At 46.7% G+C, this 2512-nt stretch carries 3 protein-coding genes; all 3 read left to right on the forward strand.

Annotated elements, in window-relative coordinates; all coding sequences use genetic code 11:
- The first annotated feature begins 86 nt into the window (after positions 1-86).
- The 3 genes from tnpA (at position 87) to tnpC (ending at position 2481) form a co-directional block, all read left to right on the forward strand.
- Positions 87-470, forward strand: coding sequence for an IS66-like element accessory protein TnpA (gene tnpA / locus ACTL4S_RS16285; RefSeq protein WP_043041542.1), 384 nt, complete (start codon positions 87-89; stop codon positions 468-470).
- Entirely contained in the window at positions 467-802 is a 336-nt protein-coding gene (gene tnpB / locus ACTL4S_RS16290) for an IS66 family insertion sequence element accessory protein TnpB (RefSeq protein ID WP_441299674.1), read from the forward strand. The genes tnpA and tnpB overlap by 4 nt, the downstream gene beginning before the upstream one ends.
- Before the next feature lie 74 nt (positions 803-876).
- Positions 877-2481: an IS66 family transposase gene (tnpC, locus tag ACTL4S_RS16295; protein WP_043041539.1), complete on the forward strand. Its 1605-nt coding sequence runs from the start codon at positions 877-879 to the stop codon at positions 2479-2481.
- The last annotated feature ends 31 nt before the right edge of the window (positions 2482-2512 follow it).

Here is a 2512-nt window from a genome sequence, read left to right on the forward strand (position 1 = left end):
GTAAGCGTCCGCTGAACACACCTTATGAATTCATCCTATAAGCCTTAATTTAGTCCCCACTTAAAAACAAGTGGGGACTAAAATTTATGACTACAAATCACCAGACATCCATCGCATCTCTTGCGAAAAAACGAAGAACATACAGTGCTGAATTTAAACAGCAGATCGTTCAGGCTTGTAAAGCACCGGACGTTTCAATTGCTTCGGTCGCTTTGCAACATGGATTGAATACAAATCTTGTATCCAAATGGATTCGCTTAATTGATGCTAAGCTAGGGAATGATCGCTCACCACTACCGAATAAACCTGCATTTATTGCCTTATCTTGCTCTGCACCATTAGATCCTACTCCTACTGACATGTTAAAGGTTCAAATTACTTTACCCCACTCAAAAGCAGAAATTGGCTTGAAATGGCAAGTATCAGAAATATCTGCTTTAGCAGAATTACTCAAGGCACTTGCAACATGATCCGCATTGATGAAATCTGGCTTTCTACCCAACCTCTGGATATGCGAGCAGGGGTGGATACGGCTATGGCTCAGGTGCTGAGAGCCTTTGGCTACATTAAACCGCATTGTGCTTACCTGTTCTGTAATAAACGTGGCCATCGCATGAAAGTGCTGGTACATGATGGACTGGGCATCTGGCTGTGTGCCCGGCGGTTGGAACAGGGCAAATTTCACTGGGCTAAAGTTCACCAGGGTGAAAGCGTAGCCCTCAGCCCGGAACAGTTACAGGCACTGATCCAGGGTTTGCCCTGGCAGCGCATTGGACGACAGCAGGTAGTGACGATGCTCTAAACCAGGTTGGTGCATTCTGCTATTCTCCAAACGTTCTATTTCCTCTGCGTCATGACCTCAGGCATACTGCGGTCATGAATACGCTGCCTGACTTAAGCCAACTGACCCATGAACAACTGCTGGAATTTACCAGACAGTTGGCAATGCAGCATCAACAACTCGCAGAAGATAACCAACAATTAGATACCAAAGTTCAGCATCTTGAAGCATGCAACCAACATCTTTCCATTCTCAATCAAAAATACGAGCATGAACTGGCGCTGTTTAAAAAGCACAAATTCGGCAGTAAAAACGAACATCTCACCGCAAAACAAATCCATCTCTGGGATGAAGCGGTCGAAGAAGATATTGCAGCCGTTGATTTGGAACTGGAACGGCTGAATGCAGATAAAACCGATGCAGCGACACACAAAGCCAAAGCAAATAAACCTAAACGTCGACTGCTGCCCGATCATCTACACACCATCCGTATTGAGCATGAACCTGCATCAACCCAATGCAGTTGTGGCTGCCAGTTACGTCGTATCGGCGAAGATATCAGTGAAAAACTGCATTTCAGACCGGCACAGTTCTATAAGGAACAGCATGTACGTGGCAAATGGGTCTGTGATCAGTGTGACACCCTGACTCAGCAAGCGATGCCCGCCTATGTGATTGATAAAGGCATTGCTTCACCTGAACTGCTCAGCCATGTGCTGGTATCGAAGTATGCCGATCATTTACCGCTGTACCGTCAACGTCTGATCTATCAGCGGGCGGGAATCGAGCTTTCTAGATCAACGTTATCTGACTGGATAGGTCGCTGCGGTGTAGAACTGGAGCCTCTGGCCAATGCCTTAAAAGAGGTGGTGCTGCAACAGCAGGTGCTGCATGCAGATGAAACACCAGTCACCATTATGCGGATGGGTGATGATGAGAAAAAACCGAAGAAAGGTTATGTCTGGGCCTATGCCACTACACAGTACAATCCAGTTCAGGCAGTGATCTATGACTTTCAAGATAGTCGTTCAGGCCAGCATGCTGAAGAGTTCTTGAAAGGCTGGCAGGGCTATCTGGTCTGTGATGATTACAGTGGTTATAAAGCACGCTTTAAATCAGGCCAGGTCATTGAGGTGGGCTGCATGGCCCATGCACGTCGTAAATTCCATGAACTGCATGTGACCGGGAAAAGTCAGGTCGCTGAACAGGCATTGGTGCTGATTCAGAAACTGTATGCGATAGAAGCAGAACTCAGGAAAAAGACCGATGGTACGGCAGAACAGCGCCGCGAATACCGACAACAGCATAGTCAACCGGTGATGCAACAACTGTATGAATGGCTTAACCAACATCAACTGACTGTGCCATCGAGTTCTCCAACCGCCAAGGCCATCAATTACACTCTGAAGCGTTGGCCAGCTTTAAGCCGCTATCTGGATGATGGCAATCTACCTATAGATAATAATTGGGTGGAAAACCAGATGCGACCTTGGGCGTTGGGACGTAAGAATTGGCTATTTGCAGGTTCGCTGCGCAGCGGTCAGCGAGCAGCCAATATCATGACATTAATCCAGTCAGCAAAGCTGAATGGGCTGGATCCGTATGCCTATTTAAGTGATGTTCTGAAAAGGTTGCCGACACATAAAGTGACCCAAATAGAAGAATTACTGCCACACCGCTGGAAATCCAACTCAAATTAAAAAATAGGCATGGGATTCAGCGGACGCTTAC

This window comes from Acinetobacter lwoffii (assembly GCF_052078135.1).
GTDB classification, from domain to species: Bacteria; Pseudomonadota; Gammaproteobacteria; order Pseudomonadales; family Moraxellaceae; genus Acinetobacter; species Acinetobacter lwoffii_Z.

What these genes read in the sequence shown, in the direction of transcription:
- tnpC (WP_043041539.1), top strand. Translation starts at nt 877, where the DNA reads ATGAATACGCTGCCTGACTTAAGCCAACTGACCCATGAACAACTGCTG.
- tnpB (WP_441299674.1), top strand. Translation starts at nt 467, where the DNA reads ATGATCCGCATTGATGAAATCTGGCTTTCTACCCAACCTCTGGATATG.
- tnpA (WP_043041542.1), top strand. Translation starts at nt 87, where the DNA reads ATGACTACAAATCACCAGACATCCATCGCATCTCTTGCGAAAAAACGA.